Here is a 15123-nt window from a genome sequence, read left to right as displayed (position 1 = left end):
GCTTACCTCAATGCACCAGAGGCGCGCAATGCAGCGGCTTTTTCCGGGTTGTACCACCAAAAATCAAGATAGCCCAAACCATAGGCTGGGATCTCTTCGGGATGTTCGTACTGGTCGTAATAGGCCACCCAGTGACTGTCGTTGTACCAGACCGGGATCATGATCAACTCTTGGCGCAAGGCGCGGTCGATGGCCATCATCGCGGCGGTTTCTTCCTCGCGGGTTTGGGCCGCCAGCGACACTTCGATCAACTCATCCACCAGTTTGCTGGCCACGCCCGCCGGGTTGAACAGGGAATAGCTTGCCGCTTCGGACCCGAAGTATTGGGCCAATCCGGTGCCGGTACCCAAAAAGGCAGGATAGCTATCATAGATCAGATCATAATCGCGATCACGCTCGCGGGCGGTGTATTGCGAACTGTCGACTTTCTCCAACTTGGCGTCGATGCCAAACGCCTGAAGGTTTGACACAAAATTCTCGATCACCGCCGAAATGGTGGCGGAACTGGCGGAGTTGAACAGAAAATTGAGCGACAGCGGCTCCCCTTCCGCATTGACCCGCTTGCCATCCTTTATCGTCCATCCAGCCTCTTCCAGAAGCTTGCCAGCGCGGCGGGCATTGCGCCGGTCAAACAACCGGTCCCCTTTGGAGGTATGCGGCACGCGCACCTCCTCGCTTAGCATCTCTGGCGGGACCAGATCGCCGAGTTTCTGCAATAACGCCAATTCAGCCCCTTCGGGTTTGCCTTGGGCCATCAGCGGCGTGTCTTGTGAAAAAGAGGCCCGTTGCTTGAACAACCCGTATTGCAGCGATTCATTGGTCCATTCAAAGTTGAACGCCAAAGAGATCGCCTCACGCACGCGTTTATCCTGCAAGTTCTCGCTCGCCAGATTAAAAATGATCCCGCTGGAGCTCGGCGGCTGACCGTCTGGCAGCTCTTTCTTGACCACCTGACCCCGTTCGACTTTGGGGAAGTCATAGCCCGCCGCCCATTTCTTGGAATCGGACTCGCGGCGGAAGGTGTATTCACCTGCTTTGAACGCTTCAAACGACGCGGTGTCATCGCTGAATATCTCAAGGCGGATGGTGTCAAAGTTGTTTCGGCCCTGATTGATCGGCAGGTCTTTGCCCCAATAATCGGGGTTCCGCTCAAGCACGATCCGCCGGGTCAGATCGATATCCTTGATCACATAAGGCCCAGAACCGGGCGGCGATGTGAGCCATGAATCCTTCAGGCCGACACCATTCTTCTCCATCCATTCTTTGGGCCAAGCCGGCACGCCGCCGACCTGCTCAATCAAGCTGCGGCGCGAGATACCATCGGCAAAGTAGAACTTGATGGTGTGGTCGTCGATCACCTCAACCTTGGGAATGCGTTTGCGCACGGCATCAGCATAGGATTTTAGCCCCTCATCAAGCAGCAGATTGTGGGAAAATGCGATGTCATGCGCCGTTACTGGTGCGCCATCGGAAAATCGCGCCTCGGGTCGCATTCGGAAAATGACCCATGATTTGTCTTCTGGGTACTCCACAGACTCGCACAGCAGGCAGTAAGCTTCGGAGTATTGATCGGCAGGCAAACCATCCGAGGGCGCTTCGCCCAACAGGCTTTCATAGCCAAAGATGGAGAACAGATGCGCCCGACCTTTGCCGGAATAGGGGTTCATCGAATCCAGCGATCCGACAAAGGCAATTGCCAATTCGCCACCCTTAGGGGCGTCTGGGTTCACATAGTCAAAATGCGGATAGTCGGCCGGATAAGACAGATCGCCATAAAAGGAATAGCCATGGCTGACGGTGGTATCTGCATCCTGCGCCCGGACCGCCCCGGCCATGACGACCCCAACCCCAAGTGACAACAGCGCAGTCCAGTTCATCCAGCTTTTTATGGGCAGGGTTCGGGCGGCGGTGCGGGTCTTGGGTCTGGTCATCAGGCGCATCCTCTTGATCGCAAATCACGTTTGTCGCTTGATGTAAGCTAAAGTGCGGCCATGCCAAGATACAAGTTGCGATTATGTGATTGGCTGCTCCTCGCACAAAAAAGGCCGCCCAATGGGCGGCCTCTCGTCCCTCAAAGGGATCAAATCAGTTTGCGATGCTTTGCAGATAGGCAATCACGTTTGCGCGGTCTGTCGGCTTTTTCAGACCGGCGAAACCCATTGTGGTGCCCGGCGCATAGTTTTTAGGGCTCTCAAGGAAACCGCTCAGGTTTTCTGGGGTCCATGCGCCTTCCAGACCGGTCAAGGCGCCGGAGTACCCAAACCCATCAACCGCGGCGATGTCGCGGTCAACAACAGCATAAAGGTGTGGACCAACGGCATTGGCGCCATCTTCGACTTTGTGACAGGCCGTGCATTTCTTGAACACTTTGGCGCCCTTGTCGACATCGGCTTCGGCCATCATGGCGGCAAAGTCGATCTCTTCTTCTGGCTCGGCCTCGCCACCGGCAACTTCAATCACATAGGACTGTTCGCCATGCGCTTCGGCATGATAAATCTCTTCGGCCGCCCATTTGCCCAGAAGCAGGATCAGCCACGCGCCAAACAGGCCGCCGGCAATTTTGGTCAGTGTCATTGTATCGAACATGGCATAGGTCCAGTGTTTTGGTATCAAGCGTCGTTTTGCGCGTATCTATTGCTTTCCCTTGTCGCAAGCAAGGTGTAGTTACCGCGACCATTCGCCCATCCTCCGATATTTTACAACGGATTGCGTTCATGAGTGCCAAAACCACCCCCCGTATCGCCTTTCAAGGTGCCTTGGGTGCCTACAGCCACGAGGCCTGCCTGCAGGCCCGGCCCGAGATGATTCCCGTGCCATGCCTCACATTCGAAGAGGTGATCCGCGCGGTGAAAGAAGGCCATGCCGATCTGGCGATGTTACCGGTGGAGAACACGACCTACGGACGGGTCGCCGATATTCACAGATTGCTACCCGAAAGTGGCCTGCACATCGTCGGAGAGGCCTTTGTCCGCGTGCGCATTGCGCTGATGGCCAAGCCGGGAGTGAAGCTGGAGGACATCAAACATGTCCGCGCCCATCTGGTCTTGCTGCCGCAGGCCCGGACCTTCTTGAATGCCCATGGCATCACATCCGAGCCCGCCGCCGACAGCGCAGGCGCAGCAGCGGATCTGGCAGCCTCCGATTGCATGACCGAAGGGGTTCTGGCCAGTGAGGTTGCGGCGGAGATTCACGGACTTGAGGTTCTGGCGCGGGATATTGAGGATCTTGACCACAACACCACGCGCTTCTTGCTGATGTCGCCGGAAATCGATGAAACGCGCCGCAGTGAAAAGATGCTGACCACGTTCATTTTTGAGGTCCGCAACATCCCTGCTGCGCTTTACAAAGGCATGGGCGGTTTCGCGACCAATGGCGTGAACATGACCAAGCTGGAAAGCTATATGGTGGGCGGCTCTTTCACGGCCACCCAGTTCTATGCCGACATCGAAGGCCACCCCGAGGATCCGCCCGTGCGCCGTGCGTTGGAGGAATTGGATTACTTTACCAATATGCTGGAAATCCTTGGGGTATATCCTGCTGACGCGGATCGGGGCTGAGGGTCAAAGGCGCAGAACCAGCGGACAATGATCCGAGACTTCTGGCGTGTAGATCACATCAAAGTCTGCCCTCCCACCCAAACCGCGCACCAACATGTAATCAGCGAACCGGCCCGGTTTGAGATATTGTGCGGTGCGGGTGCCGGGGAAATTGCCGGAAGTCACCAGTTCTTCAAATCCGGCTTTGCGCATCAAGGCCAGCGTTTCGCTGTCCGGCTCAACGTTGAAATCGCCGCAGATCACTGCGATGTCATCTGCCCGCGCCACGCTGTCAAACAGCGCCAGCATTGATCGCGCCTGCGCCCTGCGTTCGACGGTGTCCATCTTGCCGCGCAAATCGCGCAACCCGTGCATATGCCCAACCGTCACGCTGCGCCCGGTTTCGTGATTATGGACCCGCACCACATGGGCGCTGCGCGATCTGGGATGATCACCGTAACCATCTGTGCCGTAGGATTTGTGAACGAACCCCTGCGCCTGACCGATCACAGGCAAATCCCGGCTGACAAAGGTCGCAAGCCCCCATTGGGACGGCACCGACATGTCGCCATCCCACAACACGCCCTGCGCAGCCGGGCAAAAGCTGGCAGCATGTGTGGGCAGCACCGCACAAACATCCCCAAAGAAATTCGCCCGCTGCGGCAAGACATGGTCCCCGTCGCGGTAGGTCAGTTCAGGTTTTGAAGACCGCGGGCTGTGCACCACTTCCTGCAGACAAAGGATATCGGGCTGTTCACGTTGCAGGTAAGGCAAAAGCACATCGTGCATCTTGCCGCCCCAGCCGTTCAGACACATGATTTTCATCGGCACGGCCCTCAGTTCGTCGATGCAAGTTGCCGCGATAGCGCCTCAGGCCTGCTTAAGATACCGTTCTTCCATCGTGGTGGCATAATCAGCCACGCGCAGTTTGTATTTCTTGGTCAGGGACGCTTTGGCGAGTTTGAGAGATTGCACAAACAGACGTGCGCTGAGGTTCTTCGGCTTTATTTCAAGTTCAACCCTGATACGGGTCCGGGAGCGGGACAATGCAATCAGTTCAAACCGCATTTCTCCGATAAGCCCGGGTGACGTGCTGTGGATGACCATCTCGTTTGGACGATCAAACTGCACCATCTCGACCTGCAATTCCCGGCGTTTGCCGCGCAGTTCGAACACCGCGTGCCATTGCATTCCGATACCGGGATCGTCCAGACGATCCACGCGCCGCACATCCGCACCGCGCCGCATTGCCGCCCGTTCAAAGCTTTCAAAGTCGCACAACATCGCAAAAACTGCATCAATCGGAGCTTCGAGGTCTTCTCGTGTTGAAAACTTCATCGGTCTGCCTTGTCTCTTCGTCAACTTGTCTGCGTTAACGTTCGTTTAACACATTCACCTCAATCCAGCGTATCCGCAAGCCAATTTTCCAGCAGGAAATGTGCGATTGCGCCCTTACGCGCGGGCAGCAGCTTGGGGTGGTTTCCGGCAAAGACGTCCATCATATCTTCGCGACTGACCCAAAGCGCATCTTCGATTTCCACCGGATCAATGGTGATCTTGTCGTCAAGGGCCTCACCTTGGCATCCAAACATTAACGAAGCCGGAAAAGGCCAGGGTTGGCTTGCCAAATAGCTGACCGGACCAACCGGCACGCCCGCCTCTTCGAACACCTCGCGGCGCACAGCGGCCTCAAGCGTTTCGCCTGGCTCCACAAATCCTGCTAGCAGCGAATACATCCCTTCGGGCCAGCCGGGCGAACGCCCCATCAACACCGAATTGCCATGGGTGATCAGCATGATCACAACCGGATCGGTACGCGGGAAATGCGAGGCATTGCAAGCCGGGCATGTCCGTTGCCAACCGCCGTGCGTGATATCAGAGGCCACACCGCAAACCGCGCAGAACCCGTGGATGTCATGCCAGCCAATGATCGCCTTGCCGGTCGCGGCCAGTTCCGCATCACGGGGGGACAGCCAAGTCATAACGCGCCGCAATTCATAAAAACCCATCGTGTCCGGTAGAGCCGGATGGCGCTGCTCTGACGGGTCAAGGAACGCGCCCAAAGACGCCTCATCAAGACCTTCGGGCAACCAGGGCGAGAGGTCAAAAGCAAACCGCGGACCGCCATTTTCGCGTCCCAAAAGGATCGGGTCGGCCTCTGCTTCGTTCAAAATTACGTGATCCATCGGCAGCCGCACCAATTGGGAAGGCCGTTCGGGGGAGATCAGGACCTTGCCTCGCCAAAATAGGATCGCACGGGCATCAGGATGCTGGCGCGCTTCGGTCAAGGCTTTGGGATCACTGCGAATTTCGCCTGCACGATCCAATGCGGACCCTCCAAAGGTCACCTGCTCTGCATGCTTCATACCGTGCTCCTGCTGACAATTACGCTGCTCGGATACAGGAATGCACCATGGTCACCGCGAGGGCAATCGGATGCTGTCACTTGACGAAGTTGTGACACCTATGCGAACTCAATCATTAGTAGACTGAGTCAACTATCTATACCGTTAGGCATGTATTGACAGCTTTTGACACATTATTCTCCGGACCGCCCTTGGGCCCGGATGACCACAAGGGGAGATCGGTCGGGCTCAGGATTCTGGCGACCACGGATCTGCATTTGCAACTTCACGGATATGACTACCACGCAGACCGGCAGGGCCCACATTTCGGCCTCGCGGGGCTTGCGCCCCAAATCACGACCGCCCGCGAGGAGGCAGAGCGGATGGGAATGGCCTGCGTCCTGCTCGACAACGGTGATTTCATTCAAGGCGGCGCGATGGGTACATGGCTGGCCAACCGGCCCGTGACCGCCGCGCATCCGCTGGTCAAGACAATGAACACCATCGGGTACGACGCCATCGGGTTGGGCAATCACGATCTGGATTTTGGCTTGCCCTATCTCAACGCGCTGGCGGGGCATCTGAATATGCCACTGGTCGCCAGCAATCTGCGGGGGCCAACGACATCCGCCCTTTACCGCAGTGCGATCGTCTCTGCCCGGCTCCCCTCGCACGGAACACCCCCGGCCGCGGCGCTGCGGGTTGGGGTGATCTCTGTCCTGCCGCGCGGTACGGATCAATGGAATGCCAACGTTCTGTCAGGGCAAGCCACGGTACAAGACTATCACAAAGCGGTTGAACGGGCCGCGCCCGCCCTGCGCAGTGCCGGGGCGCACGTGGTTGTCCTTCTCGCGCATATGGGCAGGCAAGAGTTCCATACAGGGACCGCATCAGACCCCGCATTGGCATCCCTCAGGGGCATCGATGCGATCGTTTTGGGACACACTCATGAAAGCTTTCCACTGTCAAAAAGCGCCTGCAGCCCCAACAGTCCTGCGGGCCGCATTGCAGGTCGTCCCGCGATCATGCCCGGACATCACGGATCTCATCTGGGCGTGCTGGACATCACCTTGCAAGCGGGCAGCGACAACCAGTGGCGCGTCTGCGCCCATCAAGCCGAATTGCGAGAAAACACATCAAGGCCCTGCGAAAAACTCCTGTCCGCCTCTGCGCAGGCGCACGGTCTGGTCCAGCGTCACTTGAGACAGCCGGTAGGGCGCCTTCAACGCCGGATGCACAATTACTTTTCCTTTGCCGCGCCCACACAGATATGCGCCCTGCTCGCACAGGCCAAAAGGGCCGCCATATTGGACCAGATTCGCGACACCGCCAATGCGGCTTTGCCCCTTGCCATTGCTGTCTCTGCCCAAACCGCGGGTGGGCGCAGCGGCGCTGACAACTTTGTTGAGGTTGCGCCCGGCCCCATTCTCCGGCGTGATCTCAACGCGCTTTGCCCCCATGACAATGAAATCTGGGCGCTTCGTGTGACGGGCCGCGAAATTCGCGGGTGGCTCGAACAGGCGGCGGCGGTGTTTCAGCGCTTGCAAGCATGCGAACCCGATCAAAACCTGCTGAACCCCGGCACGGCACCCTTTCACTTTCTTACCCTTTATGGCCTGCGTTATGAGATTGATCCGACAAAGCCCTTGGGCGCACGCATCAGCGATTTACGCTGCGATCAGGGGCCATTGGCGCCAAAAGATTCTGTCGTGCTGGTCACAGACCATTTTCGCGCCGGTGGTGGCGGAGGATATCCGGCACTTGATCCAAAGAACGTGATCCTGCGCCATGCCGCCAATCTGCACGCCGCAGTTCAAGATAGTCTTACCGGCAACATTCTGGAAGAGGATCCCCTGGTCAGGCCTTGGAAACTCAAGCCATCCCAAAGCGTGAAAGCGATTCTGAATACATCACCAAGGGCGCGACACCACTTGCAAGACATCGCTCATCTCAAGCCAGAGGACTGCGGGACAAGTGAAGATGGCTTTGCAAAAATACGCCTGTCGCTCTGATGCTTGCGCTTGGTGCGGCGGCGTCCTATATGAGCGGTGAGAGGTTGGTGCGGGCAGGCGCCTCGCCAACCCGGTCAGATCCGGAAGGAAGCAGCCGTAACGAGTCCCGCTTGGGTCGTTATCAATCTCTCACCTGATGCAACGGTCCCCAGTGGGCCGCGCATTCCGGCTCATCGTAAAATCTGATCCCAAACCGCCCGGTTCTTTCGGGAAAACGCGCCGATATGGCCAACGGCTTCGAGACCAAGCGCCGCTGGCGTAATCACGGTGACATCGGCATCGGTTTTGCCATAATCCCGCGCCAGCCGTTTCACACAATGCGGCGGCATCATTACGTCATCTTCAAAGGCGATGAATTTGACCTCGGTCGCGGGTTGGTTCCAGTTGATCGCAGGCAAGGTCTGGCCGGCCTCATCGCCAAAGGTGTTCTTGGAAGTGCACCAATGCCGCCATTGCCAATAGGCCGGTCCCGGCAGATCCTCCCCAATGCCAAGCAGTTTGCCCGGAATATATCCAAACAGCGCCGCCACCATTGGCCCAAGGCCAAACCAGAACATAAGCGCCTGTGCGCGGTAAGGCCAAGGATGATCGGAGTGGCTGACATTGCCGGAAGCCACACAGATCACGCGATCAATACCGCTCGTGTCCTGCTGTAACGGCAGTGTCATGGCACCAAGGGAATGGCCAATTGTCCAGAATGCAAGTTCAGGGAAATTCCGCCGCACATAGGCGCGGGCGGCTTGCTGATCTTGCAACCCCCAGTCGGCCATCGAAGCGGTCGATTTGCGTACAGATCCACGCCCGGACCGCCCCATATCGCGGTAGTCATAGGTGAACACGACAAAGCCATGCTCTTGTGCAGCATATTCGGCAAAGGCCCGATAAAATGTTTGCGGTACGCCCGTAGCGCCATTGATCACCAGCGCGCCGCGTGCGGCCCCCGACGGCAAGAAAAACTCGCCAATCAATTCAGCTCCATCTTTGGTCTTGAAGACCTCAACCTTCTTCATCGGGCCCCTCAAATGGGCATATGTCGCGCCGTCTGCCATGCTGTTTCTCCACAGAATACAGGCTAGACCAATCGGTCCAATTGATTCCATCTGGACCAATCGGTCTAGTTATGTCAAGAAGGAAAAATGACCAAACGCGCACTCTCCACCAAGGATCGATTGATACGATCTGCCGCCAACCTGTTTCGGGTGCGCGGGTATCATGGGGTCGGACTGAACGATCTTTTGGCCCATGCAAATGCGCCCAAGGGTTCGCTTTACCATCATTTTCCTGATGGAAAACCGGACCTTGCCAAGGCGGCGGCGATCTGGGCCTCCGATGAAATGCTGCGGCTTATCGCCGTCAGCTTTGAGGAGGCAAAAACCTTTGAGGACGGCATGACAACGCTGTGTCACAAACTGGCGAAATTGTTTGACCTTGCCGGCCGATGGGATGGTTGCCCGATCTCGTCCACCCTATTCGAAGGGCCGGACAACGAAGATTTTCGTGCCTGCGCCGAGCAGTTGTTCAACGGCTGGATTGCCGAAGGGGCAGAGGCGGCGGAACGTCTGGGTGATGCGCCCGACGAGGCCCGCCGCAAATCGGAACGCATGTTTATCATGGTGCAGGGCGGCTGGACGCTTGCCCGCGCCCGCCGGTCCTCCGATGTGCTGCGCGAATTGCCCGGTTTGCTCAACTAAAGCCGTGCGGCGGCGAAGGTATCACATTGCCCGATATCACCGCTTTCATAGCCCCGCGCAAACCAACGCGCCCGCTGTTCTGAGGTGCCATGGGTAAAGGTATGCGGCTGCGGGACACGCCCGGCCTGTCTTTGCAAATGGTCATCGCCGATCTTGCGGGCCGCATTCAGCGCCTCTTGCAAATCGCCCTTTTCCATCAACCCCTGCACATTGGTGGCCCAAATACCCGAGAGACAATCGGCCATCAGCTCCAGCCGGACGGTCAGGGCATTGGCTTCGACCTTACTGGCTTGCTGCCGCGCGGCGTTGACCTTGGGCAAGATGCCAAGCTGGTTCTGCACGTGATGCGCCACCTCATGGGCGATCACATAGGCCGCGGCAAAATCACCGCCCGCCCCCATACGTTGATCCAGCAAGGTGAAAAAGCTGGTGTCCAGATAAGCCTTGTTGTCCGCCGGACAGTAGAACGGCCCCGTGGCGCCCGATGCACCGCCACACGGGCTTTGCGTAACGCCGGAAAATACGACCAGCTTTGGTGGTTGATATTGGCGGTTGAGCTGCTGCGCAAAGATATTGGTCCAGACATCTTCGGTGGTGGCCAAAACCTGCGCTGAGAATTGGGTTGCGCGACTGTCGGCGTCAGACACGGGCGCAGTTTGCTGCGTTTGAACGGTGCCGCCGCCTTGCAGGAGAGGGCTCACATCAATGCCGGTGAAATATCCGATTGCAAGAACCGCAATGACACCCACAAGGCCAAGCCCACCAGCACGGCCACCGCGGCCACCGCCCCTGCGTCCCCCGCTGCGCACTTCTACATTTCTGCTGCGCCGAATACCTCTCAACCGCATGACACCACCCCTTTTTGCAACGGCACTATTGTCAGCCGAACGCATCAGCCACACAATAGTTCAATGAACGATAGCAATGAAATGGCAAAAGACCGGACAGATTGGGCCGAAGACCGCACCATTCTGGCGAACGAACGCACTTTTGCAGGCTGGATGCGCACAGGCATGGCGTCATTGGCCATCGCTGTGGGGCTCAAGGCGGTGTTTGGCGCATTTGACCCCACATGGCTGGCCAAGTCGGTTGCATCGGTGTTTGTCCTGATCGCGATCTATATTTTCTGGGCCGCGCAGCAGCAAAGCCGCCGCACCCTCGACCGGCTCAGCGAACATCAGGCCGCCTCACAACCCCACAGCCGAATGCGCAACCTTGCCATTGCCTTCATCGGCGGTTCGATTGCGACGGGCGCGATCCTCTGGACACTGTGAGGGTGGTGGACGCCGCGCGGCGGAACGCCTAGTTTAACACCTTGACCGAATCCGCCGCAGGAACACCATGACCGCACCCACAGCCTACCGCGTGCTGGCCCGCAAATACCGGCCCGAAACCTTTGTCGATCTGGTCGGCCAGGACGCCATGGTGCGCACCCTCAAGAATGCCTTCGAGGCGGATCGCATTGCCCAAGCCTTTGTAATGACAGGCATTCGCGGCACCGGCAAAACCACAACCGCGCGGATCATCGCCAAAGGCATGAACTGTATCGGCCCCGATGGCACCGGCGGCCCAACCACCGAACCCTGCGGCGTTTGCGAGCATTGCACCGCAATCATGGAGGGGCGCCATGTTGACGTGATGGAAATGGACGCCGCCTCTAATACCGGCGTCGCCAACATCCGCGAAATTATCGACAGCGTGCATTACCGCGCCGCATCGGCCCGTTACAAAGTCTACATCATCGACGAAGTTCACATGCTGTCCACAGGTGCGTTCAACGCCTTGCTCAAGACGCTGGAAGAACCGCCCGAGCACGTCAAATTCATCTTTGCGACCACCGAGATTCGCAAAGTGCCGGTCACGGTGCTGTCGCGCTGCCAGAGGTTTGACCTGCGCCGGATCGAACCCGAAGTCATGATCGAAATGCTGCGCCGGATTGCAAACGGCGAAGAGGCCCAGATCACGGATGATGCGTTGGCCCTGATCACCCGCGCCGCCGAAGGATCCGCGCGGGATGCGACCTCCCTTCTTGATCAGGCAATCAGCCACGGCGCCGGAGAAACCACCGCTGATCAGGTGCGGGCCATGCTGGGTCTGGCCGACCGGGGCCGGGTGCTCGATCTGTTTGACATGATCTTGCGCGGCGATGCTGCCGCCGCCCTGACCGAACTGAGCGGCCAATATGCCGATGGTGCCGATCCGATGGCGGTGCTGCGCGATCTGGCCGAGATCACCCACTGGATTTCGGTGGTGAAAATCACACCAGAGGCTGCCGAAGACCCAACCGTATCCCCCGAAGAGCGCAATCGCGGCACCCAGATGGCTGAGGCCCTGCCGATGCGGGTGCTGACGCGGCTCTGGCAGATGCTGCTCAAGGCGCTGGATGAAGTCGCGGCGGCCCCCAACGCGATGATGGCCGCAGAAATGGCGATTATCCGATTGACTCACGTGGCCGATCTGCCCTCCCCCGAGGAACTGGTGCGCAAGTTGCAAAACACCACGCCCCCCCCCGCCCCTTCGGGCGGCGGATACGGCGGCGGCATGGCCCCCTCAGGCGGTGCACCCATGGCCCAATCAGGCCGGACCGCGCCATCCGGTGGTGGCGGCGGCAGCCCGGTAACGGCCTTGGCGACGGATACCGACGCAGCATTGGCGCGTTTTCCGACCTTTCACCATGTCGTCGAGCTGATCCGCGCCAACCGCGATGTGAAACTGCTGGTCGAGGTGGAAACCTCCCTGCGTCTGGTCGCCTACCAGCCCGGTCGCATCGAATTTACCCCAACCGACAATGCCCCGCGCGATATGGCACAGCGCCTTGGCGCAAAGCTTCAGCAATGGACAGGCAACCGCTGGGCCGTGACTGTGGTGAACGACGGCGACAGCGAGACCATTGCCGAAGTTCGGGACGCCAAAGACCGCGCCCTGCGGCAAGAGGCCGAAGATCACCCCCTGATGCAGGCCGTTCTGGCGCAATTCCCCAAGGCAAAGATCACCGCGATCCGCACCCCCGAAGACATCGCAGCCGCCGCTGTTCAGGAGGCATTGCCGGAAGTCGAAGACGAATGGGATCCCTTCGAGGAGGATTGATTCCCCCTTCTCAGGGCCACATATAGATCCGAACAACACCCAAAGGAGAGAGCAATGCTCAAAGGACTAGGCGCACTTGGCGATATGGCCGGGATGATGAAAAAAGCACAGGAAATGCAGGGCAAGATGGCCCAACTGCAAGACGACATGCACAACATCATGGTCACCGGCGAAAGCGGCGCGGGTCTGGTCAAAGCGGTCTGCTCTGCCAAGGGCGAGCTGAAATCGCTCGACATCGACCCGTCGATCTTCAATGGCGATGACAAAGAGGTGGTCGAGGATCTCATCCTTGCAGCCATCAAAGACGCCCAGGCCAAAGCCTCTGACAAGGCGCAGGCCGAAATGGCGAAATTGACCGAAGGCATGGGCCTGCCCGCCGATATGAAACTGCCGTTCTGACAATGCGGCCGCTGCTTCATTTGGAAAAATAAACTCAACCCTTCCCGCGCAACAGGTGCCTCCCTTTGAGCTCAACCCGCGACATCGACAACCTGATCGAGATGATGGCCAAGCTCCCGGGGCTTGGCCCGCGATCGGCGCGGCGGGCGGTTTTGCATCTGATCCGAAAACGTGCCCTGTTGCTGACGCCCTTGTCGGACCTGATGCAGACGGTCGCGGCCACGGCACGGGAATGTCTGAACTGCGGCAATATCGGCACTGAGGACATCTGCGATATCTGCACCTCTGAAAAACGCGCCAATGGAGAGTTATGCGTGGTCGAAGACGTGGCCGATCTATGGGCGATGGAGCGGTCAGGCGTGTTCAAAGGGCGCTATCATGTGCTGGGCGGCACATTGTCTGCGCTGGATGCCATCGGCCCGCAGGAATTGCGCATTCCCCGCCTGATTGACCGCGTCGCGACCGAAGCGGTCAGCGAGGTCATCCTTGCCCTCAACGCCACCATCGACGGCCAGACCACGGCGCATTACATCGCTGATCAACTCGACGGGCAGGTCACACTGACCTCACTGGCGCAGGGCGTGCCCATCGGCGGAGAGCTTGACTACCTCGATGATGGCACGATCACGGCGGCCATGCGCGCACGCAAAAGCCTGTAGCCAGATTTTTTGAAAATTTCCGCCAACCCCAGCAGCCAGCATCAAACAAAATTGGCCGCCTGCCCCTCCCAAGACAGACGGCCATTCCGCGCGATGACAATTGTCAGAGGACAATCACATCCAGCGGCGGAAAACCATTGAACCCGACCGAGCTGTAAGAGCTGGTATAAGCCCCACAGTTGCGAATGACGACCTTGTCACCACAGGCCAGTGCCATTGGCAGATTGATCGGCCGTTTTTCATACAGAATATCGGCACTGTCACAGGACGGTCCAGCAAGAATGCAAGGGCCAGTGTCGCCGCCATCATGTTTGGTCACAAACTGATAACGGATCGCCTCGCCTTCGGTTTCGGCCAGACCGGAGAAACGGCCAATGTCCAGATAGACCCAGCGGTGCAGATCATCCGCAGATTTCCGCGAGACAAGCATCACCTCGGCTGCGATATGCCCCGCCTCGGCCACCAGACCGCGGCCCGGCTCTGCCATCACCTGCGGCACATCGCCAAACCGCGCGGCAACCGCACGCATGACCGAAGCGGCATAGATGCGCGGCGCTTCGACATGCTCGCCGTAGAAGGCCGGAAAACCGCCGCCAAGGTTCAAGAGCTGAAGCTCGTGACCTGCCGCAATCGCCGCTTTCCACAAAGGCGCGATCTGATCCAAAACCGGGTTCCAGAACTCTGCCTTGCGGGTCTGCGATCCAACGTGGAACGACAGACCAAATGGCACAAGACCAACCGCTTTGGCATGATCCAGCAGTGCAGGCAGCGCTGATGCGGCGCAGCCAAACTTACGGCTCAGCGGCCAATCGGCCAGCGAATTTTCCACGATCAGGCGGATATAGACCCGTGCACCAGGTGCATGGGCGGCAATCTTGTCCAGCTCGGCCTCGGAATCAGCCGCGAACAGGGACACACCAGCGGAATGCGCGAAGGCAATGTCAGAGGCGCGTTTGATTGTATTGCCAAAGGAGATATTGGCCGGCTTGGCCCCTTGCGACAGGCACAGTTCGATTTCGGCGCGGGATGCGGCATCAAAACCAGAACCCTTTTTCACCAACAGGCGGATGATTTCCGGCGCAGGGTTGGCTTTGACAGCATAATGGATATGTGCGCGACCCAAACCCGCGTGCAGCGCATCGTATTGTGCGGCAACGCGATCACGGCTGATCACCAGTGTTGGACGGTCAAAATCATTGGCCGCAATAAATGCAACTGCAGGATCGGCATAGACAGGGGTTGCGGCGCGCAGGGCGCCGGGGAGGGTAGCGTTCATGGTCATCTCCAAAGAGCAAGTGGGGAATAGCCCCATAAGTCGTTTCAAGAGACGTTACCGTCGCTACATAAACGCGGGTCAGTCAGGCCCAAGTTGGGAAAGCTGACCGGCCAGAGGC

15 protein-coding genes and 1 other RNA gene are annotated in these 15123 nt (G+C 58.5%); 8 read left to right on the top strand and 8 right to left on the bottom strand.

Annotated elements, in window-relative coordinates:
- Window positions 1-2: 2 nt before the first annotated feature.
- Together K3754_RS02560 and K3754_RS02555 are read right to left on the bottom strand one after the other, a co-directional pair.
- Complete coding sequence (locus K3754_RS02560; RefSeq protein WP_409202365.1) at window positions 3-1931, bottom strand: extracellular solute-binding protein; 1929 nt, start codon at window positions 1929-1931, stop codon at window positions 3-5.
- 154 nt (window positions 1932-2085) lie between these two features.
- On the bottom strand, window positions 2086-2586 hold the full coding sequence (locus tag K3754_RS02555; protein WP_259940697.1) for a cytochrome c family protein: 501 nt from the start codon (window positions 2584-2586) through the stop codon (window positions 2086-2088).
- 128 nt (window positions 2587-2714) lie between these two features.
- Between K3754_RS02555 and K3754_RS02550 the strand changes: the two genes are divergently transcribed.
- Window positions 2715-3557 carry a prephenate dehydratase gene (locus tag K3754_RS02550; protein WP_203209181.1) on the top strand — a complete coding sequence of 281 codons (843 nt, stop codon included), beginning with the start codon at window positions 2715-2717 and terminating at the stop codon, window positions 3555-3557.
- Window positions 3558-3560: 3 nt separating this feature from the next.
- On the opposite strand, the gene K3754_RS02545 is transcribed toward K3754_RS02550, so the two are convergent.
- From K3754_RS02545 to nudC, 3 genes are read right to left on the bottom strand one after another with little or no spacing between them, the layout of a single operon-like run.
- Window positions 3561-4361, bottom strand: a complete 801-nt coding sequence (locus tag K3754_RS02545; RefSeq protein ID WP_259940693.1) for an endonuclease/exonuclease/phosphatase family protein — start codon at window positions 4359-4361, stop codon at window positions 3561-3563.
- A gap of 45 nt (window positions 4362-4406) precedes the next feature.
- Window positions 4407-4874: an SRPBCC family protein gene (locus K3754_RS02540; RefSeq protein ID WP_203209183.1), complete on the bottom strand. Its 468-nt coding sequence runs from the start codon at window positions 4872-4874 to the stop codon at window positions 4407-4409.
- Between the two features lie 59 nt (window positions 4875-4933).
- On the bottom strand, window positions 4934-5902 hold the full coding sequence (nudC, locus tag K3754_RS02535; RefSeq protein ID WP_259940691.1) for an NAD(+) diphosphatase: 969 nt from the start codon (window positions 5900-5902) through the stop codon (window positions 4934-4936).
- Between the two features lie 155 nt (window positions 5903-6057).
- Between nudC and K3754_RS02530 the strand changes: the two genes are divergently transcribed.
- Window positions 6058-7893: a 5'-nucleotidase C-terminal domain-containing protein gene (locus K3754_RS02530; protein ID WP_311201466.1), complete on the top strand. Its 1836-nt coding sequence runs from the start codon at window positions 6058-6060 to the stop codon at window positions 7891-7893.
- A gap of 37 nt (window positions 7894-7930) precedes the next feature.
- An RNA gene (ffs, locus tag K3754_RS02525) (signal recognition particle sRNA small type) lies at window positions 7931-8028 on the top strand.
- Window positions 8029-8063: 35 nt separating this feature from the next.
- Here ffs and K3754_RS02520 read toward each other — a convergent pair.
- Window positions 8064-8903, bottom strand: coding sequence for an alpha/beta fold hydrolase (locus K3754_RS02520; protein WP_259940687.1), 840 nt, complete (start codon window positions 8901-8903; stop codon window positions 8064-8066).
- A 126-nt stretch (window positions 8904-9029) separates the two neighbouring features.
- Here K3754_RS02520 and K3754_RS02515 point away from each other — a divergent pair, with 126 nt between their 5' ends.
- On the top strand, window positions 9030-9584 hold the full coding sequence (locus K3754_RS02515) for a TetR/AcrR family transcriptional regulator (RefSeq protein WP_203209187.1): 555 nt from the start codon (window positions 9030-9032) through the stop codon (window positions 9582-9584).
- Here the strand turns inward: K3754_RS02515 and K3754_RS02510 are convergent.
- A complete protein-coding gene (locus K3754_RS02510) occupies window positions 9581-10432 on the bottom strand; it encodes a neutral zinc metallopeptidase (protein ID WP_203209188.1) in 852 nt (283 codons plus the stop codon). The genes K3754_RS02515 and K3754_RS02510 overlap by 4 nt on opposite strands.
- Before the next feature lie 63 nt (window positions 10433-10495).
- Between K3754_RS02510 and K3754_RS02505 the strand changes: the two genes are divergently transcribed.
- The 4 genes from K3754_RS02505 (at window position 10496) to recR (ending at window position 13729) form a co-directional block, all read left to right on the top strand.
- A complete protein-coding gene (locus tag K3754_RS02505) occupies window positions 10496-10858 on the top strand; it encodes a YidH family protein (RefSeq protein WP_203209189.1) in 363 nt (120 codons plus the stop codon).
- Between the two features lie 67 nt (window positions 10859-10925).
- On the top strand, window positions 10926-12671 hold the full coding sequence (locus K3754_RS02500; protein ID WP_259940683.1) for a DNA polymerase III subunit gamma/tau: 1746 nt from the start codon (window positions 10926-10928) through the stop codon (window positions 12669-12671).
- Window positions 12672-12725: 54 nt separating this feature from the next.
- Window positions 12726-13070, top strand: coding sequence for a YbaB/EbfC family nucleoid-associated protein (locus K3754_RS02495; protein WP_203209191.1), 345 nt, complete (start codon window positions 12726-12728; stop codon window positions 13068-13070).
- 65 nt (window positions 13071-13135) lie between these two features.
- The gene (recR, locus tag K3754_RS02490; RefSeq protein ID WP_259940681.1) at window positions 13136-13729 is read left to right on the top strand and encodes a recombination mediator RecR; all 594 of its coding nucleotides are present in this window, start codon (window positions 13136-13138) and stop codon (window positions 13727-13729) included.
- A 103-nt stretch (window positions 13730-13832) separates the two neighbouring features.
- Here the strand turns inward: recR and K3754_RS02485 are convergent, their stop codons facing one another.
- Complete coding sequence (locus tag K3754_RS02485) at window positions 13833-15011, bottom strand: type III PLP-dependent enzyme (protein WP_203209193.1); 1179 nt, start codon at window positions 15009-15011, stop codon at window positions 13833-13835.
- Between the last annotated feature and the right edge of the window lie 112 nt (window positions 15012-15123).

The organism is Sulfitobacter sp. M368, from assembly GCF_025141875.1.
Taxonomy (GTDB): Bacteria; Pseudomonadota; Alphaproteobacteria; order Rhodobacterales; family Rhodobacteraceae; genus Sulfitobacter; species Sulfitobacter mediterraneus_A.
The sequence above is the reverse complement of the archived record's forward strand: the minus strand, read 5'-3'. Positions and strand labels throughout refer to the sequence as shown.